Here is a 24,811-nt window from a genome sequence, read left to right as displayed (position 1 = left end):
CATAAGTCATCTTACTGCACGGCAGAAGACCGAGCCGTTCCATAAACTGTCTTATGCTTGTCGCACCTGAACAAGCCGCCTTCACTTCCTATTTAGTCCAGTTGCAGCGGCTAGGTGCTCGAGGTCATAAGTCATCTTACTGCACGGCAGAAGACCGAGCCGTTCCATAAGCTGTCTTATGCTTGTCGCACCTGTTCAAGCCGCCTCCACTTCCTATCACTATACATTGTTTTTTTGGTTTGTTATAGTTGGGGAGGAGTTTAATGTTTAGAATAATTAGGAGGATTTAATTACATGCCAAATATTTACGATAGCGCCTATGAATTGGAAAAGGCAATCCGTGATAGTGAGGAGTTCAAAGGATTGAAAGATGCCTACGATAAAGTCATGGCTGATGAGTCTGCAAAGAAGATGTTCGAAGATTTTCGTACGACTCAAATGAGCCTGCAAGAAAAACAAATGCAGGGTCAAGAAATCACGGAAGAAGAAGTTGAAAGTGCCAAACGTGTAGTGGAATTGGTCCAGCAGCATGAAGAAATTTCCAAACTTATGGAACAAGAGCAGCGTTTGAATGTAGTAATCAACGACGTTAGCCGTATTATCACAAAGCCGCTTGAAGAATTGTACGGCACTCCTGATCAAGATCAACAGTAATACAAATACGGATGAAAAAGAGCTGTCGAATTCTCGGCAGCTCTTTTTCTTGATAGTATGGTTTTTTTATCGGTGAAACATCACTAATTTACCATCAGGGGAAACGCATCTATGGGTATGCTCCGTATAATTTGTATCTTCGAGTTTGTTATTGCCAATCTTTACCGCATCATTATCGTTTTCTGCTTCAAAGGTTTCCTCAAGAAGTTTTTTCCCTTGTTCATCAAATACCGTTAATACATATGGCTTCATTCTGTTCCCTCCTAATTATAGCTTTCCTATCCTTTTATTCTTTTGAAAATAATTTTTTCCTGCCATTGAAATATGTTCTCTTAAGTTATATACCCTAATGAAAAGTAGATATATAATATTTTGGGGAACTTTTTTAATAAAAGTCCGTATATACTTCTAGAGGGGAAAGGAGAGTGGAATATGACGCTAAAAATTAATAACGTCACAAAGCAGTTTGGCAAGTTCACTGCCGTCGACAATTTGTCGCTGGAAATACCAGAAGGCCAGATATTTGGGTTTTTAGGTGCGAATGGTGCAGGAAAAACCACAACATTCCGAATGATTTTGGGGTTGCTGGACGTAACAAAAGGGAGCATCACTTGGAATGGAGATACCATCGGCTACAAAGATAGTGATGCAATTGGCTATCTACCGGAAGAAAGAGGATTATACCCGAAACTCAAGGTGAAGGACCAGATCATATATTTGGGGAAATTACGGGGAATGGATAAAAAACAGGTACTCACCGAATTGCAGGGATGGCTGGAAAAATTCAAGGTGCCTGATTACCTGGATAAGAAAGTAGAAGAACTTTCTAAAGGTAATCAGCAAAAAATCCAGTTTATTTCAGCGGTGATCCACCGGCCGAAATTATTAATCCTTGATGAGCCGTTTTCAGGGTTGGACCCTGTGAATGTGGAGATGTTGAAAAAGGCAGTTGTAGACTTGAAAAATCAGGGGACTTCTATCGTGTTCTCATCCCACCGCATGGAGCATGTAGAAGAACTTTGCGAATATCTTTGCATCATGCAGAAGGGCAGCCCGGTTGTCCACGGTTCTTTAAAAGAAATCAAGCGATCTTTCGGCAAGAAGAATTTATTCATACATACAGATTTCAATACAGAATTTTTAAAGAGACAGTCAGGCGTAGTCCAGTATAAAGAAACATTCGAAGGCTGCCAGCTTCAGATTGAGAGTGAAGCGATTTCCCAGGCAATTTTTCAGGAACTCCAAGGGAAGGGCTTTGTGCGGAAGTTTGCGTTGGAAGAGCCTTCATTGAATGACATATTTATAGAGAAAGCAGGTGCTTCCTATGAGTAAGTTTTGGGTGGTGTTGTCCCATACATATGTGACACGTTTTAAAACCAAGTCATTTCTGATCACCAATATTATCGCCCTGTTGATTATTTTCGCTATAGCCAACATGGATTCGATTATTGATGCTTTCAGCGGTGATGAGGAAGCGAAAGAAGTTGCTGTCATTGATGGAAGTGATACTGTTTATGAAGCCTTGGATCAGAGTATGGAAAACAATTCGGACATATCGTTAAGTGCGTTTGAAGGCTCTGAAGAAGAAGCAAAGGAAGCGGTAAGGGATGGTGAATATGAGGGACTCCTATCCATCACCTTGAATGAAGAGGGCTTGCCTGCAGCAGAGTTCTATGCAAACCAAATCGCTTCTTCCGACATCAGTACTAATTTAGAACAGCAACTGCAGCAAATCAAAGTGGCAATGGCTACCAGCAGTGCCGGCATTGATCCGGCAGAAGTACAGCAAATCTATGAGCCGGTTTCATTCGAATCGATTGCGTTGGAGGAGACGGCCAAAACACAACAGGAGCTTAATGAAGCAAGAGGACTTGTTTATATTATCCTGTTCGCGTTGTATTTTGCGGTTATTACTTATGGGAATATGATAGCAATGGACATTGCTAATGAAAAAACGTCGAGGGTAATGGAAATATTGATTTCCAGCACTTCTCCTGTCGCCCAAATGTTTGCTAAGATTCTTGGCATTGCATTGCTTGGGTTAACCCAAGTCGGGATCTTCCTGTTAGCTGGTTACTTGCTTATCATCCGGAAACAAGGAGAATTGACCGATGGGGTGTTTCAGTATTTCGGATTGTCGGATGTCAGTGTTTCTACATTTATCTATGCAATCGTCTTCTTCCTGCTTGGCTATTTCCTTTATGCGACATTGGCCGCAATGCTGGGCTCGTTAGTCAGCAGGATTGAAGATGTTCAACAATTGATGATGCCGGTAATCTTTTTGATCATGATAGCGTTCTTTATCGCTATGTTTGGATTGAATCTTCCGGAATCCACTTTTGTTACTGTCACATCTTATATCCCGTTTTTCACTCCGATGTTAATGTTTTTGCGAGTTGGAATGCTCGATATCCCTGTATGGGAGGTAGGTCTCTCTATAGTGATCATGATTGCCTCTATCCTTTTGCTGGCGGTCATAGGTGCTCGTGTCTACAGGGGCGGTGTGCTGATGTACGGGCGTTCTACCTCTCTGAAAGATTTCAAAAAGGCGCTTCAGCTATCCAAAAAGTAAACAAGGAAAGCCATTCGACAATGCGGATGGCTTTTTCTGTTATAACAGAACGAACGTGCATTCGGTTTTTTATTTTGCTAAAATAAAAGGAGAAATGACAGGAGGAATCTTTGTATGGAGAAGAAAATATCATTTATCCATTGTGCAGATCTCCATTTGGATAGTCCATTTAAAGGAATGACCCAAGTACCGGCCCCTCTTTTTAAACAGATTCGGGATTGTACTTTTCAATCTTTGACAGCCTTAGTGGAAACGGCGATTGACAAAAAAGTCGATTTCATTCTCATTGCCGGAGACTTGTTCGATGATAACAAACAGAGCTTAAAAGCCCATATCCGATTGAAAAAGGCGTTCACTCTTTTGAAAAAGTATGGAATCACGGTATACTTGTCATTTGGCAACCACGACTATGCCAAAGCAGGCAAAGCTGCTGCAGAATACCCGGATAACGTTATTGTTTTCAAAGACGATAAAGTGTCGACAGCCACCTTTACAAAATCAGACAGGACTCTGGCGACAATCTATGGATTCAGCTATGGGGAAAGAGCCGTGAAAGAAAACAAAACAGTCGAATACCAACGGACGGACGATAAAGGATACCATATCGCCATGCTGCATGGTAGTCTAAGTACCAATACAGAACACGATGTCTATGCCCCTTTTCAACTGGGAGACTTGATCAGTAAAAATTTCGATTACTGGGCACTGGGGCACATCCATAAGCGTCAAATACTGAGTGAAGACCCGCCTGTGGTGTATCCAGGTAACTTACAAGGCCGTTCCAAAAAAGAAACAGGAGAAAAAGGGTGTTATTATGTGGAGTTGAGCGAAGCAGGTACACACATGGAATTTTTTCCGTTGCAGGAGATCAGATTTGAAACAGTTGCTGTAGATATTTCTTCTGTACATGCTCCGGAAGAAGTAGAGGCGATGCTCGAGCATATGCTCTCAGAGAAGAAAAAGGAGTTGGGAAAGTGTATCCTGCAAATACGTTTCACAAGCGACCAGCAGCATGTGGAGGATTGGTATCAGACAGGGTACTTCGAAGAAATCATCGAATTGCTGAATGATTCGATAGATTCAGAAGACACATGGGGGTATATTCAGGATTACAGCTTTGTGCGAAAACAATCACTGCCGGGGGAATGGGAGAAAAGCCATCACTTTGCCGGGGAATTGAAACGGCGGTTTACAGAGACGGATAGAATTACGCCTTATTTAAAACCGATCACACATCATAAACATGCCAGGAAGTACTTAGAACCTTTTTCACCAGAAGAGGAGGAGCAGATTAAACTAGAAGCGCAAAATCTCCTTATCCACGAATTAACAAAGGAGTATGAGGGATAAATGAAAATATTGGGATTACATATTTACGGTTTTGGAAAATGGAAAGACTATCAAGTCATGTTTCCAGAAGACAACTTGCTGTTGATTGAAGGAGACAATGAATCAGGCAAGTCGACAATCAGGTCGTTTCTAATGTTCATGTTGTTCGGTCTCCCGCCGAAGAAAAGGGAATTTTACCGCCCGAAAACCGGGGGCAGCATTGGCGGTCGAATCAACATTTTCACTGAACAAGATGGGACATTCGCTGTCGAACGGATTCACGAAAAGAATAATGGGGAAGCTGTTTGTTATTTGCCTGATGGCAAAACTGCCGGTGAAGATTGGCTGCAGATGCGTTTGAACCATATTGACCTGAGTATATTTCAGTCTATTTACTCTTTTGATGCAGATGACCTGACGAAGCTTCATTCTCTAAAAGAGGAAGATTTAGGGGAAGTATTGTTGGGAGTTGGGATGACCGGAACAGATAAGATTTTTTCCATCCAAAGGAAACTGGAAAGCGAGCTTAGCGAAAGGTTCAAACCACAAGGGAAAAATCCAGAGATCAACAGGCAATTGCGTTCAATCGGTGAATTGCAATCCGATTTAAACAAGCTTCAGGAAGAAGAAGAATCGTACCTGGAAAAGAAGGATTTAGAGACGGAATTGAAAAAGGAATTGGAAGAGACGCGCAAAGCGCTCGGTGACTGGAAAGCCAAAAAGGAACAATTAGAAAAAATAACCCAGTCCCTTTCCATGATCCAGCAGCTTTCCTACGAAAAAGATAAGATGGACAAACTACCTCTACATGAACATTTTCCCGAAAATGGCCTGGAAAGATATTACGCATTAAAAGAACAACTCATGCCACTACAAAGTGATCAATCCCTCTTACAGGACAACGCAAAGAAATTCAAATCAGAGCTGGAAGCTGCCGAAAAGGAACTATTGGATGAATCGACGAAGAAAAAAGTCGATGAGCTACTCGCTGATGCGGATGAGTACCATCGAATAATTGCTGAGTTGAATTACAACCAAAAAGAACAACAAGAATTAGTAAGACAACTGACTGCAGATTTGAACAACCTGCGACTGGGCTTGTCAATCGAAGCTTTAGAGTCGGTCGTGCTGCCGTTTCATCTGGAAGAGACATGGCACCATCTGAAAGATGAAAAGACACAAATGGAAACAGAATTAGAGCGAATCAAGAGAGAAGAGCAGTCTGTTTCCGAGCGCTTAAGACAGTACAAAAAAGAGTCGGAAGCGGTAGAAAACGATCTTTTGGACGAAACCGACCTGTCAGCCTTAAGAAGACAGGCTGACTTGTTGAATAAACCAGCTGCTGATGAACAACAATGGAAACAGGATAAAACGTGGAAGCAAGTTCAAAAGAAAAAGAACACAGCAAAGTCCATCTTCATCGGTAGCCTTCTCATCGGTGGAATCATGATTGTTTCTGCATTTTTATTAAGCATCACACTCCTGTATTTTATCGGGCTGCTAGCATTCGGAGCAGGGGCAGTACAATTATGGCTCTCCAATCAATCATTAGTTTTGCTTGAACAATACTTACTCCGTCCGGGTATCGACACAGAGGAAAAAGTTGATCGGGAAGCCGCCCTCGAAGCGTCCAGGGTGTTGGAAGAACAAGCGGTCCTCAGATCTGAGTATGAACAGTTAAAGAAAGAGCATAAACAGCTATCGCTTCAACAGTTGAAACTATCTGAGCAAAAGTCGTTTTTTCTGGATAAACAACAGTTGCTTTCCAGCAAAATAGAAAAGCATAGAGAGGAATTTCCTTTTTTGCAACATATTGGGGTGGAATTCTGGCCCAAGGTCTATTTAAGGTTGACAGCCTGTCTGGATAAATTCGCCCAGCTTCAACGTTATGAGGAAGCCATTGGTAATTTACAAAACGGGAAAAAACGTATGGAGCGGAATATTGCCTTGTTTTTTGACGGGGAAGACGGGGAAAAGGATATCTACCATAACATCAGCCGACTGAAAAAGATAGCAGCAGACCAAAAGTCGTTGAAGGAAAAAGTGGAACAATACAAGCAATGGATGGAGGAAAACGAAGAAAAAGAGCGGCGGTTGCATACCAGGATGGCGCCGTATCTGGAAGAAAAGAAAGAACTATTGGCAATAGCCGGAGCTGAAAAAGAAGATGAATACATCCGAATTGGAAATGAAAGGGAAGAGTTGGGCAATATAAAGGAGAAAGTGGAAGAATTACATCAACGATTGCTGGGAATTCTGCCACAGTCGGACATTGACAGGCTCTTGAAAGAGATGCCACAGCCGGCGGAAGTCGAACAAAGCGTTCAAACTGCAATTGGACAAATAGACGCGCTTGAATCCTCGCTGGAAGAAAAACGTCAACACCTTTCAGACATAAAATCTGTCTTAGCAAACATGGAAGAAACGGAACAATACTCCACGATAAGGCACCAATTTCGTCTGGAGAAAGACCGTCTTAAAGAACAGGTGAAGAAATGGGCCGTATATCAAACAGCCAGGGAAATGTTGATGGAAGCGAAAAAAAGTTATCAAGAGACATATCTTCCCAAGACACTAACGAGAGCGGCAGACTATTTTCATTCCCTTACAGAAGGCAGGTATGTAACAATCCATCCGCCGCGGGCAGGCGAGTCATTCGAAGTGGAAGATAATGACGGGTTTCGCTATTCTGTGAATGAGCTGTCCAAAGGGACTGCCGATCAATTGTATGTATCGCTTCGACTTGCGCTTAATCAGTTGTTTGGGAAAGAGCAGACACTGCCATTTCTGGTGGATGATGCATTTGTCCATTTCGATTCGAAACGGAACCAAATTATGTGGAATCTTATCAGGGAATTCGCCGAACGGCAACAGGTTATTATATTTACTTGTAACCCTCTGTTGGCTGCCGGAATGCAGAATGCCAACATTCCAACAATAAATTTAAATTTCGAGAAGATTGAATTAGCAAATTCCCGGCATGAATGATAAAATAACGAAAGATAAATGGCGAAACATGAGTTGGAGGGTCTTCATTGCCAAATAAAGATAGGACAGAAGATTGGTCTGAATATGAGGAAACGATCGAGAAGTTTATCCAAGTCATAGCAAAAAATATGAATCTCTATGGGATTACCTCTTCGGTAGGAAGATTGTATGGGACTCTGTATTTTGCTGATGAACCGATGACCCTTGATGGCATGAGGGATGCTCTGGAGATGAGCAAGACAAGCATGTCGACAGGAGTACGGTCACTGTCAGAAATGAAAATGGTGCAGCCTGCATATAAAAAAGGAATCAGGAAGGATTTATACAAATCGGAAGAGGATTGGTATAAATCATTTACCTCCTTATTCGGAAATAAATGGAGACACCATACGGAGACCAATATCGAAGAGGCAGAGGAAGCAATTTTGGAGCTTAGTGAATTAAAGGAAAACACGGATGATGAGCAACTTGCTGCCAGAATAGAGACAGATTTGGAAAGACTGAGATACGCACAGAATTACTACAGGTGGTTGATGAAATTCATCCAAGTAGTGGAGTCTGGGAAGATCTTTGATTATATTCCTAAAAACAAATAATACGGCCATCTGGAAGTACACAGGACCCTTGCCTTGATTACGCGGCAAGGGCTTCTTGTGTTATGATAGGAAAAAGTCTGGAACGATTTGTACATAGAAGAGGAGGTAGTACATTGAAGAAAGGGATCGCTTATTATAATGTCGGAGATCCATTTGACTATTATATGCTTGTAAAGTCTGCCAGCAAAGGGGTTGCAAGTAACGGCAAACCATTTTTGACGCTGGTATTGAAGGATGTCACCGGGGAAATCGAGGCCAAGCTATGGGAATCCACTCCGGAAGATGAGGAACTTTTTCAACAAGAACAACTGGTGAAAATATTCGGTGAAGTAAATCAGTTTCGTGGCAAGCCCCAGTTGAGAATACAGTCGATCAGGCCGGCAACTCCTGCCGATGGTGTTCACCCGACTGATTTCATCGAGAAAGCTCCTGTACCGAAAGAAGACTTGATGGATGATATTACGAAATTCATTTTTGAACTGGAAAACGCTAATATTCAACGTATCGTCCGCTACTTTATAAAAAAATACCAAGATGCGCTCCTGACATATCCGGCTGCTGTCAAAAACCATCATGAGTATGTGTCAGGGCTTGCATACCATATTGTTTCCATGTTGAAACTGGCCAAGCAAATAAAGTCGCTTTATCCGGATATAAATAAAGATTTGCTATATGCTGGTATCATTCTTCATGATCTCGGCAAAATGAAAGAGTTATCTGGGGCGGCCACCCCTTCTTATACGTTGGAAGGGAAGTTGATCGGCCACATTCCGATGATGGTGGAAGAAATAGGCCTGGCTGCCAGGGAGCTGCAGATTGAAGGAGAAGAAGTGACCATTCTGCAGCATATGATTCTGAGCCATCACGGGAAAGCGGAATGGGGCAGTCCGAAGCCGCCATTGATAAGAGAGGCGGAAATGCTTCATTTGATCGATTTGATGGATGCCAAAATGAATATGTTGAACAGGGCACTGGAAAAAGTGAGTCCGGGCGAATTCACTGACCGGCTGTTTGCCATGGATAACCGATCATTTTATAAGCCGTTGTTTGAGGATAAATAAAAATAGAATAATAGAATAAGAGGGAAAGCATCATGAAGTGGAAAGACTGGGATAGAAATTTGCGCATCAGATTGTTTGGGGAAGGTACGACCAATTTTCTTTTTTGGTCTTATTTTCCTTTTATGACCATTTTGTTTGAAAAATCGTTTGGAAAGGATAAGGCGGGCCTATTATTAGTATTATCACAGGCATTTTCGGTGCTTGCCAGTTTAATAGGCGGTTATTGCGCTGATAGATTCGGTCGGAAAAAAATGATGGTCATCTCCTCATTCGGGCAATGTCTGACTTTTCTCCTGTTTGCTTACGCAAACTCTCCATGGTATGAATCCCCGATGCTCACATTTATTTCATTCAGTCTTTTGGGTGTGTGGGGGGCCTTGTATTGGCCTGCTTCCCATGCAATGGTAGCGGATGTGGTAAAAGAAAAGCATCGCGCGTCCGTGTTTGCGGTGTTTTATACTTCCATCAATATTGCCGTCGTGGTCGGCCCGATTATCGGTAGCTTTGTGTTTTACAGCTACCGTTTTGAAATGCTCTTGTTTGGAGCTGTTTTGACAGCGGTATTGACCTTCGTCCTCCAAACATATCTGGAGGAAACGGTGGTTTATGAGAGAACAGAAGTCGGAACGGGGAAGCATTGGTATCAAGCCGTTTGGGATGAACTGAGTGCATACCGGGTGATTGCAAGAGACCGGACGTTTTTGTTGTTTATCATCGCAGGTGTTTTAGTTGCCCAAACCTTCATGCAGCTGGATATTTTAATTGCTGTATATACTAGTGAAGTAATCGATAATCAATCATTATTCAGTTTTGGACAATTTCAGCTGAATCTTACAGGAGAGCAGGCCTTCGCGCTCATACTGGCTGAAAATGGTCTGCTTGTTGCCTTGTTCACCGTGTTTGTAACAAGAGTGATGAGCCGTTTTAAAGAATGGAAGGTATTTGTCTTATCAAGCTGTATTTATGCTGTAGGTATTAGTCTGTATGGCATGACCCAAAGTATCTGGATGTTCATCATTGCCATGGGATTATTCACCTTCGCCGAGCTGATGGTCGTCGGCATTCAAGAAAGCTTTGTCTCCAAACTTTCTCCTGCCAATATGAGGGGGCAGTATTTTTCGGCTGCCAGCCTCCGTTTTACAGTAGGAAAATTGATTGCTCCACTCAGTCTGGTATTGACTAATTATCTATCGTATCAAGTTGTATTTATGCTGCTTGGATTGTTGGCGATTTTAAGCGCAGGCACCTATTACTATATGTTTTTGAAACTGGACAGGATGCAGGCTGCCGGGCGTTGAGTGGCTTTTCTTAGTCATATTTGCTATGAAAATGCATATACATTTAGCAAATATGGACAAGGGAGGCACTCCAATGATATTAGGGATTCCATGGTGGGTATATATGTTTATCATATTTATATTTTTCAGTGGTTATATGGCTTTTCGGGCTATGAGAACAGAGAGAAGACTTGAACAACAGTTTATCGAACGTGAAGGGAAAATCTATATGGATAGAATCGCTGATGAAAGAAGTCATAAAAAAGATGAAACAGAAGAAAAGAAACAAGTGACGACTGGATGAAAAAAAACCCGATCCCGTAAAAAGGACCGGGTTTCGTTTTGGAGTACAAAATGTACAAAAAGCAAACTATTTAGCAGAACAGGCAACATATAATTTGGACTGCCTGTTTTTATTTATTTGATAAAGATTACGAATAAATCATTGGCGGGACAAGGGTTCTGTTCCCTTGTCCCTTACCAATTATATGCTCATGACGCCGCCTTTTGATGCGTTTGTTACTAGTTTAGAATATCTTCCTAACCAGCCGTTTTTAATTTTTGGCTCAAAGTCCTTTAATGTCTTTCGACGCTTTTCTAACACTTCAGCTGTTACGTTTACATTTAGTGTTCGATTTGGTAAGTCGATCACAATGGTATCGCCATTTTCAATTAATGCAATTGGTCCACCTTCTGCAGCTTCTGGTGAAATATGTCCAATCGAAATACCGCGAGATGCTCCTGAGAAACGCCCATCTGTTAGAAGTGCTACGGTGCTGCCTAAACCACGGCCCATGATAGCAGAAGTAGGGGCTAACATCTCAGGCATTCCAGGTCCGCCTTTAGGTCCCTCATATCGAATGATAACGACATGTCCTTCTCTTACAGCTCCTTGATCAATCGCTTCTTGTGCTTCCTCTTGAGAATCAAAAACAATGGCATCTCCTTCAAATTCTTTAATAGAAGGATCTACGGCCCCAACTTTAATAACTGCCCCTTCTGGAGCAATATTTCCGTATAAAATGGATAACCCTCCGACCGGACTGTATGGATTATCTATGGTACGGATTACTTGTTCATTGGTAATTTCATAACCGCTAACAAGTTCGCCAATTGTTTTGCCTGTTATCGTTATCCGATCTGGATGGATAGCATCAGGGATCTTCATTAACTCATGAATGATTGCACTGACACCACCAGCTTTATTGATATCATCCATAGAGAAATCAGATGCAGGCATAATCTTCGCAAGGTATGGAACACGAGCAGCAACTCTATTAATCTCTTCAATGTTATACTCAATACCAGCTTCCTTGGCAATTGCTAGCGTATGTAGAACAGTATTTGTCGAACCTCCCATCGCCATATCAAGTGCGAAGGCATCATCAATGGCTTCTTTTGTGATGATATCACGGGGCTTGACGTCTTCTTCAACCATGCGGACTAAATGTTTTGCTGCTTCAAAAATCAATTCTTTACGTTTTTCACTCGTTGCAACAATGGACCCGTTGCCAGGAAGTGCTAAACCAAGCATCTCCATTAAACAGTTCATTGAGTTTGCTGTAAACATTCCTGAACAAGATCCACAAGTTGGACAAGCATTGTTTTCTATATCAGTAAATTCTTCTTCCGTCATCTTACCTGATTTATACGCACCGACACCTTCAAAAACAGATGATAAGGAAAGTTGTTTTCCGCTAGAGCTTGAGCCGGCTTCCATTGGACCACCGGAAACAAAAACAGATGGTACGTTCGTACGAGCAGCAGCCATTAACATACCAGGTGTGATTTTATCGCAGTTTGGAATGTAAAATACTCCATCAAACCAGTGTGCATTTATGACCGTTTCCGCACTGTCTGCAATTAATTCACGGCTTGGCAAAGAATAGCGCATTCCGATATGCCCCATCGCAATCCCATCATCAACACCGATAGTATTGAATTCAAATGGAATACCACCAGCTTCAATGATTGCTTCTTTTACAACTTCTGCAAATTCACGTAAATGCACATGACCAGGAATAATATCAATATATGAATTACAAATACCGATAAATGGTTTACCTAAATCCTTCGCTTTTACTTTGCCTGTAGCATACAAAAGGCTACGGTGAGGAGCACGATCCACTCCAATTTTAATCGTATCACTTCTTCGCAATCTGCACACACCCTTGAATTTTTTTAATATTATAAAATATTTTATATCGAGAGTTGTCTACTGTCAATGACGTTGTATGATAACAGGGGAGGTGGCTTAAAAATTCATTTTCCGAGTAAGTTATATCTTTCCTTTAGTCAGCTGCTTGCGCTGGATGTGGCATTTAAATGAACGGACATTTTAAAGTTGAAAAAAAGACATCTTGGCTGAGACCAAGATGTCTTATCATACCCTCTTATTCAATTCCTAACTCGTTCATCGCATGCAGGATATGAATTTTCATCGCACTTTTTGCACCTTCAGGGTTGCGGTTCTTCATAAATTCAATAATCATGTTATGATCATTGATCGTATCTTTAATGGCTAGTTCTTTTTTCTCTGACAAAATGACGCCCTTATCAATTGCTTGGTAAATAACGGGCATAAGCTTTTCCATAAACTCATTATGGGTTGCTTTTACAATGGATTTATGGAATTTTTGTTCGACTGCTGTCCGGTCCTCATTGCGCTTAATTTTTTGTTCAATTTGCATTCCATAATCCAATATCCGTTTCAATTCGGCTTCACTCGCTCGAATGGTTGCATAATAAGCTGCTTCCGGTTCGAAGATTAAACGCATTTCATATAAGTCCTTGGCATTAACCTTGACATCCGTAAGCGTATCAAAAGATTCCATAATGCTTAAATCGATATCTTCTTTTACATAGGTACCTTTTCCGCGCCTAATCTCTAAGACACTATTTGTCACTAAGATCCGAATTGCTTCACGCAGGGTTGTCCTGCTGATATTTAGTTCTTCCGATAATTCATTTTCGTTTGGGAGCTTGTCACCTGGAAGAAATCTTTTCTCTATAGCAATCATGGACATGATATCATCTGCTACACTATCAGATAGTCGTTTTTCCATCATATACCCCTATCACTTTATTTTCTTGTTAGTATAGCATAGGTTATCTACCCATATATTAAGTGATCTTTGGAAGGGATTTTCAGCTTACGTCTATCCATTTACATATGAAAGCTTCGAGGCAATTGGACCCTTCCATCATGGAAGATTTCTAGAAATGCCACTGTAGGAAAGAAGTGGTTGGAAGTCATTGAAAAGCCAATTAAGGCCTCTTGATAAAATAAGGTTGTGAAGAATGTACGTAAATGACGAACACAAAAGAAACGCTCAGAAACTTAAAATTTCTGAGCGTTTTACAATGTCAATTATATCGTAATTTTACTTGTTGTTTTGTATTGCAAAACAGAACGGTTAACGTATTAACCTTCTGCACCAGATTCTTCTGAACCGGACTCTTCGGAATCAGACTGCTCTGTATTGGACTCTTCCGGTAATTCAGCCGGTTTGAAAAGATCTTCATACTCGTCGATTTTAACGTCAATATTGGCATCTTCCTGCAATTGGTTCATCTTTTCTTGTGCTGTCTGGTCATCGACTTTGCTCATCGCAATTTCGCGGCGGAGCTGGTCTTTGATATCTTCCAATGGTTCGACATCTTCTACTTCATTTTTTTCTGTAACTTGGATGATATGCCAGCCATGCTGGGACTGGACTGGTTCACTGATCTCGTCGACTTCCAAGTTATATGCAGCGTCTTCAAATTCCGGAACCATGTCGCCGGCAGCGAAAGTCCCTAAGTCACCGCCATTGGCTGCAGAAGTACTATCCGTTGAGTATTCCTCCGCCAAGTCGGCAAAGTCTTCGCCATCTTCAAGCTTCTGTTTTACTTCCTTAGCTGTTTCTTCATCTTCTACAAGAATATGTCTGGCTGTCAATTCGGTTTGCATTCTTTCGTATCTTTGTTGGATCTCTTCATCTGTTACTTCTACATCTTCTGTAATCGCCTTTTCCTGAAGCATATTTAAACGAAGAACTTCTTTGAATTCTTCCTCATCGGCAAATTGGTTTTGTTGAAGCACCATTTCGAATTGGTCGCCGTATTGCTCTTTAAGCGATTCCAATTCGGCGTCTACAGCTTCTTCCTCTACATCGTAATTCCCTTCAAGGATAGTTTTCATAACTAATTGCTGTAATACTGTTTCACCACTTTGGCTTTTGAGTTCCTGATAGAACTCTTCTTTTGTAACATCACCTTGTTCGGTTTCTACAACTGTTTCTGGGTCTTCAGAGGAACAAGCGGATAAAGTCAGAACACCTGCTGCCAAGGAAGCCGCCATAACTAGTTTTTTCATTTAAAAAACACTCCTAATCAAGAAACTTTTCTTCGTCCAAGCATTGACGAGCTCTTGAAATAATATAACACATTTCTTACTTAAAATAATAGTCCATTATCAAATTCCACACTTTTTACATAAATAACTAGACGAGTGCCTACTCGAAAAGCATATCTTTTGCATACCATGTATTAGCAACGGAGCAAAGGAGGTGTTTTCATGAGCGGAGGATATGGCGGAGGATACGGCAGCGGATTCGCGTTGATTGTTGTGTTGTTCATTCTGTTGATTATTGTCGGAGCTGCTTGGCTCTAAGTAGACGATAAACAACCATTTTTCCGGTAGTAAAAAGGGATGACGATGTGCTTAGAGCACTCGTCATCCCTTTTTGTTTATTGATTAAGCTGTGAATTAAACGCTACGTAAACAATACCTCTATATAGGAAGAGATTAACAGGATGGTAATTAATATATTTATAGTCCTGAATACATTAGGCTGGCGTTCTTGAGACATTTCTGTCTGGACACATAATCTGTGCGTAAGGGAGTTGAAAATGAATAGAACGAAAAAAGCAAAAAAAGCAAAAACAATTGCCATAACGAATGACCTCCTTTTACACCTATACAATACTTTATCAAAATTTTGCCTGGTTGAACAGCTAAAACAAACAAATAAAGCACCCAAGATTATCTGGGTGCCATTCATTAATTAATCAAAATGTCGTATCCATCTTTGGCATTTTCGATCAAACACTTTCTGGGTGCCCGGACTACCTGATTTGCATAAAGAAAGTCAGTAAAGGAAAGTCCGAGATTTACAGATGAAAATATTAAAAAATAGACATAATAGTCAATGAACAAATAGCTGGAAATGATTCCAGGCACCGTGATGAGTACTGCAGGTGCAAGTAAAATGAACAAGGACGTCTGTTTCGACATCCTGGATTTGGTACGAAATGAGAAAGTCGGAAAAATTCTATTATTTATCTTCCATTTAATTTTCACGCGTTTATTTGTCAAGATTAATGGTAAAATATGCATGAGCTTGTGTACTGTCGGCAAAACAAGCAAGCCGATCAGTAAAGGGAGCAGACCGTGGTCCTGGACGTTTCCGGTCTGATGAACCATGGAAAAAACTAAAAATAGGAATATAAATGATAGCATACCTACAAGTAATGATAATAAATAAATGCGATTTAAGCCAAATTGTCTGTTGAGATTAATAGTCTTCCAGCAATTCATGTTGAATCCCCCTCTGCACGAATGGAATGATTGGGCCGAAGTTTGCGGCTGCGGGGCTTTACCCTCAACGAATGATAGTATGTTTCTTAGGAAAAATCAATAGCTTTTTCTAAAAAAAATATGTAAAATTCTTCTTTATATGAGACTGTTTTTTTAATAGGCTTATAGTAGCAGGAGGGGAATGAAAATGGGGTCAAAAGAACATGATGATGTTTCGCTGTTTCACATCCATTTGTTGTTGAAACTCAAAGAAATAGAAGAATATCCATTTACCAAACTGGTTATCGAGAAAGAACTCACCAAAGAAGAGTATCAGGAAATCATTAAATTGGTGAATGCTATAAATGAAGAATATTTAATGCAGAAAGAAGAGGGGCTTCTGGATGTTACGCCACTGTTGCTTCACTTTGTTGGAATGCTGAATCACAAACTGGAACCAGAACAAACGATTTATGCACTAAAAAAGGAAGGATATTATCCTTCCCTGATGAGTGAGTTTCTAAATCTTCCAGTATTTAAAGGATAAATCAGTTCAAATTTTCTTTAAACAATGCAGATTCCGGTTTTATCTTTTGAAAGGCCTCGACAAGCCTGGTATGAAACGCTATCATTTCTTTTACCCTTAAATGAAGTTCTTCGATTGAAACTTGATTACCATCAGTCACGCTTTTATCGGTCTCCTCGTAGAGAAATTGATTGATATGTTCCAATGACTGTTTTTGCCGGCTGGTGGCGTCAATCCACTTTTGGATATATGCCGTCATGAATTTTTTGTACAAACTCTCATCCGCACTATACAAATCCTTTCTTTCTCCTTTTTTCCAAACCCTTTCGACAAGGCCCAGATCCAGTAAGTTCCTGATTGCTGTACTGACAGATGTCTTGCTCTTTCCCAAAGCGGAACTCATTTCATCTAGAGTCATCGGTGTACCTTCCAAATATAGTATGGCGAATAAACGTGCTTCTGAAGGGATTAGACCGAACAGTTCTATCGTTCTGGCGAACTCGTTGACAATCAACTCATTAATATCCTCTAAAGTATGTTCTGACATAAAATCCTCCTAAAGCAATACTAAATACTCTCACTACGGAAAATAGCAAAAAGTAAATAGTATAAATTCGTTAATCCCTATTTTTATCTTACAAAAAAATAAATTAACTCCAAAACAAAGCCTACATGAAAAGGAAAGAAATTGAAAATCAGCAATCAGGAGAAAATTAAAGGAAATAGAAGAAAAGAAGAGTTAAAGTTCGTACAGAATAAACTGTACGAAAAATTCATACGAAATTGGTGGTTTATATCGTTTGAATTTTACAATGGATTAGGGATATAGTATTAAAGGTGAGTGATTCGCTGTACGGTTTTTCGAACAATTTAGGATAAAAGTCACGATGGAAAAACTATTAGTGAAATTGATAAGCAAGACAAGAGAGGTGGAAAATTGTGCCAGTTATCGAAGTGCAAGGTTTATCCAAAGTCTTTGGTAAAAATACAAAACAGGCATTAAAGCTTTTAGATGAAGGAAATTCAAAAGAAGAAGTACTTAAAAAAACAGGTAGTACTGTCGGTGTAAACCGCGCATCGTTTGAAGTGGAAGCTGGAGAGATTTTTGTGATAATGGGTCTTTCCGGAAGTGGTAAGTCCACGTTAGTACGATTGATTAACCGTTTGATAGAGCCTACAGAAGGAAGCGTCTATATCGACGGAGAAGATTTAGCAAAAATGGACAAAGCCAATCTCCGACGGGTCAGACGGGAAAAACTCAGTATGGTTTTCCAAAAGTTTGCCCTATTCCCGTTCCGGACCATTCTGGAAAATGCAGAATATGGATTGGAAATTCAAGGGATCAGTAAAGAAGAGAGAAGTAAGAAGGCGAAAGAGTCCCTGGAATTAGTAGGTTTGGGCGGTTATATCAACCAGTATCCATCCCAGTTATCCGGAGGGATGCAGCAACGTGTCGGTTTAGCTCGTGCCCTTGCCAATGATCCGGAAGTTCTATTGATGGATGAAGCTTTCTCTGCATTGGATCCGCTTATCCGTAAAGAAATGCAAGATGAATTGCTTGATTTACAGGAATCCATGCAAAAAACAATTCTGTTCATTACACATGATTTAGATGAAGCTCTCCGGATCGGTGATCGGATTGCCTTGATGAAAGATGGTTCCATTGTTCAAATCGGAACTCCTGAAGAGATTCTTGTCAATCCTGCCAATGACTATGTAGAGAAGTTCGTAGAAGATGTCGATCGTTCTAAGGTACTTACAGCTCAACACATTATGAAACGTCCTGAAACAATAAACATAGAAAAACACGGACCAAGAGTAGCATTGGAAAGAATGCGTGAAGAAGGCTTGTCAAGTATCTACGTTACCGATAGAAAACGTAACTTGAAAGGATATGTGACTGCAGACGATGCTTCGGAAGCAAGGAAAAATGAAATCAAAGATATCAATGAGATATTAAAAACGAATGTTCCTACAGTCGAGAAAGAAACATCAATGCATGATATCTTTGAAATCATCCATGATTCTCCTGTTCCGATTGCGGTCGTGGAAGAAGGAAGATTGTTGGGGATCATAGTAAGAGGTGCAGTGATTTCTGCACTTGCCGGGGAAAGTGAGGTGATCCGTGAAGATGCTTAACTTCATGGAGAATGTCGAACAATTACCAATAGCACAGTGGGTTTCTGATTTCACGGAATGGCTCACAGATACTTTTTCATTTTTATTCAACCCGATTAAAAATGGTTTCGGGGACTTTATGGAAAGCTTTGCGGAGTTGTTAGCAAATATTCCTCCGCTGATTGTCATCATCATTGTTGTATTATTGGCTTTCTTTGCCAGTGGGAAAAGGTTCGGATTGGCTGCCTTTTCGTTGATCGGTTTGTTATTAGTCTGGAACCAAGGTTTATGGGAGCAATTGATGTTTACATTTGCCCTTGTCTTAATCGCCAGTCTTCTTTCCGTGATTATAGGTGTACCGATCGGAATATTGATGTCGAAAAGTAAAACGGCCGAGTCCATTATCACACCGGTATTGGATTTCATGCAGACTATGCCAGCCTTCGTTTATTTGATTCCGGCTGTTGCCTTTTTCAGCATCGGAATGGTACCAGGTATTTTTGCATCTTTGATTTTCGCAACACCGCCAACTGTACGGTTTACCAATCTCGGTATCAGACAGGTGTCCAGTGAATTGGTAGAAGCATCGGAAGCATTCGGAAGTACAGGTTCACAGAAATTGTTCAAACTGGAATTGCCAATGGCAAAGAAAACAATTATGGCGGGAATCAACCAGACCGTGATGCTTGCTTTGTCCATGGTTGTTATAGCGTCGATGATCGGGGCGCCGGGTCTTGGAAGAGAAGTATTGTCTTCCTTGCAGCGTGCTCAAGTAGGAACAGGCTTCGTAGCAGGTTTGGGAATTGTAATCCTTGCTATTATCATCGATCGCTTCACACAGAATCTTAATACACAAAAAGGTGATAATGCCTGATAAAATTAGCTGGCAACTTTTCAATCGAGAAGTTAACCATAAAAATTCTAGTTAGAAGGGGAGATTATTAGTTATGTTTGGATTGAATTTAAAACGTCTTGGATTGGCAGCAGGTCTATCTTTCACATTGGTGGCTGCAGGATGCGGTAGTGACGAAGGTTCTGATTCTGAAAACACCGGCGGGGACAATGGTGGAGAAGATACGGAACAGGCTGCAAATCCTAGTGAAGAGCTGGATTACACAATTACTGGTATTGAACCAGGAGCAGGGGTAGTCAAGTCTGCGGAAAATGCAACAGAAACCTACGACAGTCTTGCCGGATGGGAAGTGGAAACTTCATCAAGTGGTGCGATGGCTACTGCTCTAGGAGAAGCTTACGATAATGAAGAGCCAATCATTGTAACTGGTTGGACTCCACACTGGAAATTCGCGAAATATGACCTTAAGTATCTTGAAGATCCAGAAGGAGTATTTGGTGAAGAGGAAGAAATCAAAACGATGGTAAGACAAGGTTTGGAAGAAGATATGCCGGAAGCATATCAAATCCTTGATAACTTCCATTGGGAAACAGCAGATATGGAATCTGTGATGCTCGAAGTAAGTGATGGAACACCTGCAGAAGAAGCAGCCGCGACATGGGTAGAAGAGAACTCTGATAAAGTTGCTGAATGGACTGATGGTGTTGGCGAAGTTGACGGACAAGAAATCGAATTGGTATATGTGGAATGGGATTCTGAGGTTGCCTCTACGAATGTAATTGCAGAAGTACTTCGCAACCAAGGTTTTGATGTAACAATCACTCCAATCGATAATGCAGTTATGTGGCAGTCTGTTGCAAACGGCGATGCTGACGGTATGGTAGCGGCTTGGCTTCCAGCCACCCATGGTGACCTTTATGAAGAATACAAGGATCAAGTTGTTGATCTTGGCGCTAACCTAGAAGGAGCCAAAATCGGTCTTGTAGTACCAGAATACATGGATGTAGACTCCATCGAAGACCTTGAACCAGCTGAATAATATATAAAAGGAAATAGCTGTCCGTTAAATAGTGGACAGCTATTTTTGTCAGTGCGCTTATATTTCAAAACCTGAGAAAACAAAAAAGGCTGGACCTCCAATAGGTCCAGCCTTTTTTGTTAACTTTCTGATTGCTGCGTGGTGTTATTTTGTTTTTGTGTTTTTTCTTCAAGCTCTCGAAGGCTTTCTTCGATCTGTGTCAAGTAATTTTGGATGTTTTTCTGATGAGGTTCAATTGTATTTTTCCAGGATTCAATCGAGGTTTTCACATCTTCAGACAAATCTTTGATAAGAGTAGCGCCTTCTTTCGATGTTTGGGTGATTTGTTCTTTCAGCTGCATTCCTTCCTCTTTCAGGTTGTTGAATGTATCGAGCAGGTCTTCTCCCCGTGATTTTGCCTGGCTGCGAAGTTCTTTTCCTGAAGCAGGAGTGCTCAGCAAGGTGGCAGCCGCGCTGACAGATCCCCCGATGATAAAGCCTAGTAAGATCGATTTCATATTTGCCATACTAAAAACCCCTTTCAGTTCTTATTGTATTTATTTTCTCTAAATATGCATAGATGAAACTACATATTTATTCCCGTTCTTTTGCATGTTTCACCTTTATTATAATAAAAAACCCTTCAACTTATAAAGTCGAAGGGTCGGAGCAATTATATAGCTACAGGCTGGGCCCTGTTCATGATTCTTTTTATTACCGGATAAAGAACGATAATAAAAATCACATTAAACAAGGTAGCAGGCAGTACAACTGTAGCGAATAGTGCGACAAAACCTGCTTCCAAAAGCCCAATCACATATAATGCCATGGACAGGAAGACGGTGCCACTCACAACCGTGCCTATTGCCGCTAAAACAGGTGCCGTGAACTTTGTATCGAGTTTGCGAACCAATAAGAATAGACCGAAAAAAATAAGTGCTGTTACTGGCTTATCAATAATATTGGAGATCTGGCCGCCCGGTACCGTTGTGGTCAAGGCAGAAATAATGCCTGTCGCAATCGATAAAAGAAAGACATAAGGCAGCTTAGGGAACAACAAAATCCCCAAAAACATCATCGGCAGCATAATATCCGGTCTCATTCCGAACAAAATCGGCGGGACTACTGCATGCAATACTGCTCCAATTCCAACTAATAAAGAAAGAATTGCCAAAACCCGTGTATTCATTTTCATGTTAACTCTCCTCTTCTCAACTAATCTGACTATTTTCCCTCCAACTGTGCACTGATTGCCAGCTGCGAAGGATTGGTACTATTATACCAAAATTCCCCTCGGTATAAAAGATAAACTTCGAATCAAAGACAATAAACCGGAGACCTGGTAACAGATCTCCGGCTTGTTTTATCAACCCTGCACTTTCTTACTAATATCGGAAGCAATTTGCTGTAATTCCTCTTGGGAATACTGGCTGTTATTGGTCTTCCAGACGGCACCAAAACCATCGCCCTCGCCATAACGGGGGATGAGATGAATATGTAAATGGAAAACAGACTGGCCGGCAGGTTCTTCGTTATTGCTTAGTACATTCAAACCAGCCGGTTGAAAGGCATCTTTAATTGCTTTGGCTACTTTAGGGACCCGGCCGAATACATCCTGTGCTACTTGTTCTGAAGTTTCGTAGATATTTTTCGCATGGGTTTTCGGTATTACCAACGTATGTCCTTTTGTTACCTGGCTGATGTCCAAGAATGCATAAACTTTTTCATCTTCATAAACTTTAGCAGACGGAATCTCTCCTGCAGCAATTTTACAGAAAATGCAATCTCCGCTTTGAGTCATTTGATCGCTCCTTTTCCTAAACATTCTTATTATAGACATTGTATAAATTTGGTTGATACCTGTAAAGAAAAAAAGGAACGGGCAGACCCAAAACATCCAAGTCGCTGGACTCTTCTGTTCTGGGACCACCCGTGTGTTGAAGAAGAAGGATATTTGTTTCATCTGCAGAATAACTTGATTGTAATCACTGTGAACCAGGGGAATGATTCAGTTTGTATTACCAAGTTAGAAACCTTTCGTCAACACCCCATTTGACTGAAGTAGTTGTTAATAGGTTTGTCTACTCTTTAGATGATCCAACACCAACACCTCATTTCGTGGTTTGCCACAAAACCGGCTTGTGTATCAGGTTATCCTTGCTTCTTCCCTACTATTATGGTTTAAATGGAGCGAAACTATACCATTTATTTTTGGTAAATATATTCTGTAAGTGATAAAATTTGAATACAACTGGAGAAAATGATGAAGGACATATATGTTGATATTACAAGGAGGGAATCATCTTTTGGAACCTTTGTTACATATAGATCAATTAACTGGTGGTTATACACATAAAAATGTGCTGCACGGCATTTCTTTTGACGTTTTTCCAAATGAAATCGTGGGATTGATTGGTTTGAACGGTGCGGGAAAAAGTACCACCATCAAGCATATTATCGGGCTGATGCAGCCTAAAAAAGGGCAAGTTGCCATTGAAGGCAAGACATTTCCGGAAAGTCCGGAAACATACCGGAGCAAGTTCACCTATATACCGGAAACACCTATGCTCTATGACGAATTAACATTGGAGGAACATTTGCAATTGACTGCAATGGCCTATGATATACCTGAAGAAACCTTTGAAAAACGCCTGCCGCCTTTGTTGAAAGAATTCAGGCTCGAAAGTAAATTGAAATGGTTTCCGGTCCATTTTTCCAAGGGTATGAAGCAGAAAGTGATGATTATGTGTGCTTTCCTTGTCGAGCCTTCTTTATATGTAGTGGATGAACCGTTTGTTGGATTAGATCCGCTTGGCATCCAGTCATTTTTGCAATCGATCAATGAAGCAAAAGACAAAGGTGCGGGCATATTGATGTCGACTCATATCTTGTCAACGGCCGAACGATATTGTGACAGGTTTGTCATCCTCCATGACGGCCAGATCAGAGCACAGGGAACCCTAGCAGAGCTGCGCAATGAATTCAAAATGGAAGATGCCACGTTAGACGATTTATATGTGGAACTGACAAAGGAAGATAGCAATGTTTAATGCCAACAACTTTTTCAGGGAACGATTCGCCTCCCATATGAAGGAAACCAGCAGGTATCTGAAGTACATCTTCAATGGGCATATTGCCGTCGCCATGCTGTTTTTTATATCTGCGCTTGCATATTACTATCAGCAATGGCTGGAAGAATTACCGGAAGATTTCCCTGCTGCCTTGATCATCGGAATGGTATTTGGGGTTTTGGCGGCTTACAGTCCGGTCCGGACGCTTTTAAAAGAGCCTGACCTGGTTTTCCTCCTGCCGGCTGAACAGAAACTTGGAGCATACTTTCGGAATACGCTGTTCTACAGTTTCGTTATTCAACTATATTTGCTGTTTCTGGCCATGGCCGCGTTGGCGCCGTTATATTTCGCTGCATTTCCGGCCAGAAGCGGATCATCTTATTTTTGGACAGCCCTTATATTGCTGCTGATGAAGATTTGGAATTTGTATGCGTCATGGTGGATGCTGAAAGTCCGCAATCATCAGTCAAGGCTGGCCGACTCGATTGCGAGACTGCTGCTAAATATCGCTGTCTTCTATCTGTTTATCAGTCAGGAACTGGTACTTGCAGCCATTGCAACCATCCTTTTATTTGGTGTATTCCTTTACGACTATTCGTTATCAAAGAAAAATCCCGGTATTGTCTGGGATGTTTTGATTGAGAAAGACATCACGAGGATGCGCACTTTCTACCGGATCGCCAATATGTTCACAGATGTTCCGCATTTGAGAAATCAAATAAAGAAACGGCATTGGCTGGTTGGATTGCTGACAAAAAGGGTTCCTTTTCGGAAAGAAAATACCTTTGATTATTTATACCGGATCACCACTGTAAGGAGCGGTGATTACTTAGGCATGTATATCCGCTTGATCGTTATCGGGGGTCTGGCTGTTTATTTTGTTCCCAATCTTTGGGTGAAAGTTGCTTTCAGTATATTGTTCCTTTATTTAAGTGGTTTTCAAATGATGACCCTGTGGCAGCACCATCGGACTACCGTGTGGATTGATTTGTATCCTGTCAAAAAGGAATGGAGACAGAATGCAGTTATTGGCTGGCTGTTAAGGCTGCTCCTTTTCCAGACACTGTTGTTTTGCTTGTTGTTTATCATTCTTGGAAACCTGACTGGCATGATCATTGTACTGGCTGGTGGCCTATTGTTCAGTTATCTGTTTGTCCATGGCTATGTAAAAAAACGATTGACTTAGAG

General features: G+C 41.0%; 26 protein-coding genes. 16 read left to right on the top strand and 10 right to left on the bottom strand.

Going from position 1 to position 24,811, the window contains the following annotated elements:
- The first annotated feature begins 294 nt into the window (after positions 1-294).
- Positions 295-654 (top strand): YlbF/YmcA family competence regulator, encoded by a 360-nt coding sequence (locus CZ434_RS10775; RefSeq protein WP_077623151.1) that lies wholly within the window; start codon positions 295-297, stop codon positions 652-654.
- 66 nt (positions 655-720) lie between these two features.
- On the opposite strand, the gene CZ434_RS10770 is transcribed toward CZ434_RS10775, so the two are convergent.
- A complete protein-coding gene (locus tag CZ434_RS10770) occupies positions 721-906 on the bottom strand; it encodes a YhzD family protein (protein ID WP_077623150.1) in 186 nt (61 codons plus the stop codon).
- Positions 907-1,086: 180 nt separating this feature from the next.
- Here CZ434_RS10770 and CZ434_RS10765 point away from each other — a divergent pair, with 180 nt between their 5' ends.
- The 8 genes from CZ434_RS10765 to CZ434_RS10730 all read left to right on the top strand — a co-directional run bounded on the left by CZ434_RS10765 (position 1,087) and on the right by CZ434_RS10730 (position 10,781).
- The gene (locus CZ434_RS10765; protein ID WP_077623149.1) at positions 1,087-1,986 is read left to right on the top strand and encodes an ABC transporter ATP-binding protein; all 900 of its coding nucleotides are present in this window, start codon (positions 1,087-1,089) and stop codon (positions 1,984-1,986) included.
- Positions 1,979-3,226 (top strand): ABC transporter permease, encoded by a 1,248-nt coding sequence (locus CZ434_RS10760; protein WP_077623148.1) that lies wholly within the window; start codon positions 1,979-1,981, stop codon positions 3,224-3,226. Before CZ434_RS10765 ends, CZ434_RS10760 begins: the two co-directional genes overlap by 8 nt.
- A gap of 114 nt (positions 3,227-3,340) precedes the next feature.
- Positions 3,341-4,576, top strand: a complete 1,236-nt coding sequence (locus tag CZ434_RS10755; protein WP_077623147.1) for a metallophosphoesterase family protein — start codon at positions 3,341-3,343, stop codon at positions 4,574-4,576.
- The gene (locus CZ434_RS10750; RefSeq protein WP_077623146.1) at positions 4,577-7,543 is read left to right on the top strand and encodes an ATP-binding protein; all 2,967 of its coding nucleotides are present in this window, start codon (positions 4,577-4,579) and stop codon (positions 7,541-7,543) included. It abuts the gene before it with no gap.
- Between the two features lie 47 nt (positions 7,544-7,590).
- Complete coding sequence (locus tag CZ434_RS10745) at positions 7,591-8,139, top strand: GbsR/MarR family transcriptional regulator (protein WP_077623145.1); 549 nt, start codon at positions 7,591-7,593, stop codon at positions 8,137-8,139.
- A gap of 113 nt (positions 8,140-8,252) precedes the next feature.
- The gene (gene yhaM, locus CZ434_RS10740; protein ID WP_077623144.1) at positions 8,253-9,200 is read left to right on the top strand and encodes a 3'-5' exoribonuclease YhaM; all 948 of its coding nucleotides are present in this window, start codon (positions 8,253-8,255) and stop codon (positions 9,198-9,200) included.
- Between the two features lie 32 nt (positions 9,201-9,232).
- Complete coding sequence (locus tag CZ434_RS10735; RefSeq protein ID WP_077623143.1) at positions 9,233-10,498, top strand: MDR family MFS transporter; 1,266 nt, start codon at positions 9,233-9,235, stop codon at positions 10,496-10,498.
- 73 nt (positions 10,499-10,571) lie between these two features.
- Positions 10,572-10,781 carry a sporulation YhaL family protein gene (locus tag CZ434_RS10730; RefSeq protein ID WP_077623142.1) on the top strand — a complete coding sequence of 70 codons (210 nt, stop codon included), beginning with the start codon at positions 10,572-10,574 and terminating at the stop codon, positions 10,779-10,781.
- Between the two features lie 180 nt (positions 10,782-10,961).
- Here CZ434_RS10730 and ilvD read toward each other — a convergent pair whose 3' ends face one another.
- From ilvD to CZ434_RS10715, 3 genes are all read right to left on the bottom strand, one after another.
- On the bottom strand, positions 10,962-12,635 hold the full coding sequence (ilvD, locus tag CZ434_RS10725) for a dihydroxy-acid dehydratase (RefSeq protein WP_077623141.1): 1,674 nt from the start codon (positions 12,633-12,635) through the stop codon (positions 10,962-10,964).
- A 235-nt stretch (positions 12,636-12,870) separates the two neighbouring features.
- A complete protein-coding gene (locus CZ434_RS10720; RefSeq protein WP_245830966.1) occupies positions 12,871-13,542 on the bottom strand; it encodes a FadR/GntR family transcriptional regulator in 672 nt (223 codons plus the stop codon).
- A 359-nt stretch (positions 13,543-13,901) separates the two neighbouring features.
- Complete coding sequence (locus CZ434_RS10715) at positions 13,902-14,834, bottom strand: peptidylprolyl isomerase (protein WP_077623139.1); 933 nt, start codon at positions 14,832-14,834, stop codon at positions 13,902-13,904.
- Positions 14,835-15,035: 201 nt separating this feature from the next.
- Between CZ434_RS10715 and CZ434_RS10710 the strand changes: the two genes are divergently transcribed.
- The gene (locus CZ434_RS10710; protein WP_077623138.1) at positions 15,036-15,131 is read left to right on the top strand and encodes a YjcZ family sporulation protein; all 96 of its coding nucleotides are present in this window, start codon (positions 15,036-15,038) and stop codon (positions 15,129-15,131) included.
- A 103-nt stretch (positions 15,132-15,234) separates the two neighbouring features.
- Here the strand turns inward: CZ434_RS10710 and CZ434_RS10705 are convergent, their stop codons facing one another.
- The gene (locus CZ434_RS10705; protein WP_077623137.1) at positions 15,235-15,414 is read right to left on the bottom strand and encodes a hypothetical protein; all 180 of its coding nucleotides are present in this window, start codon (positions 15,412-15,414) and stop codon (positions 15,235-15,237) included.
- Positions 15,415-15,521: 107 nt separating this feature from the next.
- Positions 15,522-16,058: a DUF3267 domain-containing protein gene (locus CZ434_RS10700; RefSeq protein ID WP_077623136.1), complete on the bottom strand. Its 537-nt coding sequence runs from the start codon at positions 16,056-16,058 to the stop codon at positions 15,522-15,524.
- Between the two features lie 187 nt (positions 16,059-16,245).
- On the opposite strand from CZ434_RS10700, the gene CZ434_RS10695 reads away from it, so the two are divergent.
- Complete coding sequence (locus CZ434_RS10695; protein ID WP_077623135.1) at positions 16,246-16,584, top strand: DUF1878 family protein; 339 nt, start codon at positions 16,246-16,248, stop codon at positions 16,582-16,584.
- Position 16,585: 1 nt separating this feature from the next.
- On the opposite strand, the gene CZ434_RS10690 is transcribed toward CZ434_RS10695, so the two are convergent.
- On the bottom strand, positions 16,586-17,110 hold the full coding sequence (locus tag CZ434_RS10690; protein WP_077623134.1) for a GbsR/MarR family transcriptional regulator: 525 nt from the start codon (positions 17,108-17,110) through the stop codon (positions 16,586-16,588).
- 392 nt (positions 17,111-17,502) lie between these two features.
- Between CZ434_RS10690 and CZ434_RS10685 the strand changes: the two genes are divergently transcribed.
- From CZ434_RS10685 to CZ434_RS10675, 3 genes are all read left to right on the top strand, one after another.
- Positions 17,503-18,702, top strand: coding sequence for a quaternary amine ABC transporter ATP-binding protein (locus CZ434_RS10685; RefSeq protein WP_077623133.1), 1,200 nt, complete (start codon positions 17,503-17,505; stop codon positions 18,700-18,702).
- On the top strand, positions 18,695-19,555 hold the full coding sequence (locus CZ434_RS10680) for an ABC transporter permease (RefSeq protein WP_077623132.1): 861 nt from the start codon (positions 18,695-18,697) through the stop codon (positions 19,553-19,555). The genes CZ434_RS10685 and CZ434_RS10680 overlap by 8 nt, the downstream gene beginning before the upstream one ends.
- A 73-nt stretch (positions 19,556-19,628) precedes the next feature.
- On the top strand, positions 19,629-20,573 hold the full coding sequence (locus CZ434_RS10675) for a glycine betaine ABC transporter substrate-binding protein (protein WP_077623131.1): 945 nt from the start codon (positions 19,629-19,631) through the stop codon (positions 20,571-20,573).
- Between the two features lie 119 nt (positions 20,574-20,692).
- Here CZ434_RS10675 and CZ434_RS10670 read toward each other — a convergent pair whose 3' ends face one another.
- The 3 genes from CZ434_RS10670 to CZ434_RS10660 form a co-directional block, all read right to left on the bottom strand.
- A complete protein-coding gene (locus CZ434_RS10670) occupies positions 20,693-21,079 on the bottom strand; it encodes a YtxH domain-containing protein (protein ID WP_077623130.1) in 387 nt (128 codons plus the stop codon).
- 146 nt (positions 21,080-21,225) lie between these two features.
- Positions 21,226-21,741 (bottom strand): tryptophan transporter, encoded by a 516-nt coding sequence (locus tag CZ434_RS10665; protein ID WP_077625153.1) that lies wholly within the window; start codon positions 21,739-21,741, stop codon positions 21,226-21,228.
- 177 nt (positions 21,742-21,918) lie between these two features.
- Positions 21,919-22,353 carry an HIT family protein gene (locus tag CZ434_RS10660; protein WP_077623129.1) on the bottom strand — a complete coding sequence of 145 codons (435 nt, stop codon included), beginning with the start codon at positions 22,351-22,353 and terminating at the stop codon, positions 21,919-21,921.
- A gap of 505 nt (positions 22,354-22,858) precedes the next feature.
- Here CZ434_RS10660 and CZ434_RS10655 point away from each other — a divergent pair.
- Together CZ434_RS10655 and CZ434_RS10650 are read left to right on the top strand one after the other, a co-directional pair.
- Positions 22,859-23,602, top strand: coding sequence for an ABC transporter ATP-binding protein (locus CZ434_RS10655; RefSeq protein WP_095742915.1), 744 nt, complete (start codon positions 22,859-22,861; stop codon positions 23,600-23,602).
- Complete coding sequence (locus CZ434_RS10650; protein WP_077623127.1) at positions 23,595-24,809, top strand: ABC transporter permease; 1,215 nt, start codon at positions 23,595-23,597, stop codon at positions 24,807-24,809. The genes CZ434_RS10655 and CZ434_RS10650 overlap by 8 nt, the downstream gene beginning before the upstream one ends.
- The last annotated feature ends 2 nt before the right edge of the window (positions 24,810-24,811 follow it).

Origin of the sequence: Sediminibacillus massiliensis (assembly GCF_900156915.1) — a bacterium.
Taxonomy (GTDB): Bacteria; Bacillota; Bacilli; order Bacillales; family Amphibacillaceae; genus Sediminibacillus_A; species Sediminibacillus_A massiliensis.
The sequence above is the reverse complement of the archived record's forward strand: the minus strand, read 5'-3'. Positions and strand labels throughout refer to the sequence as shown.

Bases quoted from the DNA above. Each gene is read 5' to 3' on its own strand.
- CZ434_RS10680 (WP_077623132.1), top strand. From the start codon at position 18,695: ATGCTTAACTTCATGGAGAATGTCGAACAATTACCAATAGCACAGTGG.
- CZ434_RS10710 (WP_077623138.1), top strand. From the start codon at position 15,036: ATGAGCGGAGGATATGGCGGAGGATACGGCAGCGGATTCGCGTTGATT.
- CZ434_RS10675 (WP_077623131.1), top strand. From the start codon at position 19,629: ATGTTTGGATTGAATTTAAAACGTCTTGGATTGGCAGCAGGTCTATCT.
- CZ434_RS10750 (WP_077623146.1), top strand. From the start codon at position 4,577: ATGAAAATATTGGGATTACATATTTACGGTTTTGGAAAATGGAAAGAC.
- CZ434_RS10775 (WP_077623151.1), top strand. From the start codon at position 295: ATGCCAAATATTTACGATAGCGCCTATGAATTGGAAAAGGCAATCCGT.
- CZ434_RS10730 (WP_077623142.1), top strand. From the start codon at position 10,572: ATGATATTAGGGATTCCATGGTGGGTATATATGTTTATCATATTTATA.
- CZ434_RS10765 (WP_077623149.1), top strand. From the start codon at position 1,087: ATGACGCTAAAAATTAATAACGTCACAAAGCAGTTTGGCAAGTTCACT.
- CZ434_RS10660 (WP_077623129.1), bottom strand. From the start codon at position 22,353: ATGACTCAAAGCGGAGATTGCATTTTCTGTAAAATTGCTGCAGGAGAG.
- CZ434_RS10700 (WP_077623136.1), bottom strand. From the start codon at position 16,058: ATGAATTGCTGGAAGACTATTAATCTCAACAGACAATTTGGCTTAAAT.
- CZ434_RS10755 (WP_077623147.1), top strand. From the start codon at position 3,341: ATGGAGAAGAAAATATCATTTATCCATTGTGCAGATCTCCATTTGGAT.
- CZ434_RS10770 (WP_077623150.1), bottom strand. From the start codon at position 906: ATGAAGCCATATGTATTAACGGTATTTGATGAACAAGGGAAAAAACTT.
- CZ434_RS10670 (WP_077623130.1), bottom strand. From the start codon at position 21,079: ATGGCAAATATGAAATCGATCTTACTAGGCTTTATCATCGGGGGATCT.
- CZ434_RS10760 (WP_077623148.1), top strand. From the start codon at position 1,979: ATGAGTAAGTTTTGGGTGGTGTTGTCCCATACATATGTGACACGTTTT.
- CZ434_RS10690 (WP_077623134.1), bottom strand. From the start codon at position 17,110: ATGTCAGAACATACTTTAGAGGATATTAATGAGTTGATTGTCAACGAG.
- CZ434_RS10650 (WP_077623127.1), top strand. From the start codon at position 23,595: ATGTTTAATGCCAACAACTTTTTCAGGGAACGATTCGCCTCCCATATG.
- CZ434_RS10695 (WP_077623135.1), top strand. From the start codon at position 16,246: ATGGGGTCAAAAGAACATGATGATGTTTCGCTGTTTCACATCCATTTG.
- CZ434_RS10735 (WP_077623143.1), top strand. From the start codon at position 9,233: ATGAAGTGGAAAGACTGGGATAGAAATTTGCGCATCAGATTGTTTGGG.
- CZ434_RS10715 (WP_077623139.1), bottom strand. From the start codon at position 14,834: ATGAAAAAACTAGTTATGGCGGCTTCCTTGGCAGCAGGTGTTCTGACT.
- CZ434_RS10720 (WP_245830966.1), bottom strand. From the start codon at position 13,542: ATGGAAAAACGACTATCTGATAGTGTAGCAGATGATATCATGTCCATG.
- CZ434_RS10665 (WP_077625153.1), bottom strand. From the start codon at position 21,741: ATGAATACACGGGTTTTGGCAATTCTTTCTTTATTAGTTGGAATTGGA.
- CZ434_RS10705 (WP_077623137.1), bottom strand. From the start codon at position 15,414: ATGGCAATTGTTTTTGCTTTTTTTGCTTTTTTCGTTCTATTCATTTTC.